At 60.1% G+C, this 479-nt stretch carries 1 pseudogene; it reads left to right on the top strand.

Features of this window, described 5'->3' with window-relative positions:
• A pseudogene (locus tag MKK70_RS04800) lies at positions 1-345 on the top strand (DDE-type integrase/transposase/recombinase); the annotation flags it as partial.
• Positions 346-479 lie beyond the last annotated feature (134 nt).

The following is a 479-nucleotide window of genomic DNA, read 5'->3' on the forward strand; positions in this document are numbered from 1 at the left end:
GGGCGGATCTGGGACAACGACGGCTCCTGCGTCCGTCTTCGCCCGGAACACCGCAATCACGTGTGGTCGTATGACTTTGTCGAGGCGCGCACGCATGACGGGCGCAAGATCCGGATGCTCAACGTGGTCGTTGAGTTCACACATGAATGCTTAGCGATCCGGGTCGCCCGCAAATTAAAGGCGATCGACGTCATCGACGTGCTCTCGGACTTGTTCATCCTGCGTGGCGTGCCTGGCCATATCCGTTCGGATAACGGCCCGGAGTTCGTTGCGAAGGCCCTCCAAGCTTGGATCACCGGCGTCGGAGCAAAGACGGCCTACATTACACCAGGCTCACCGTGGGAGATGGCGTAATCGGTCCTGAGTCGCGCATGCTTGCAGGACCGATCCACTGATCCGGAAGGGCTGCTGCCATGCTCCACTATGTTGGCCTCGATGTGTCTCTCGACCAAACCAGCCTCTGCATGCTCGATGCGGCC

Origin of the sequence: Methylobacterium sp. E-041, assembly GCF_022829665.1 — a bacterium.
Lineage (GTDB): Bacteria > Pseudomonadota > Alphaproteobacteria > Rhizobiales > Beijerinckiaceae > Methylobacterium.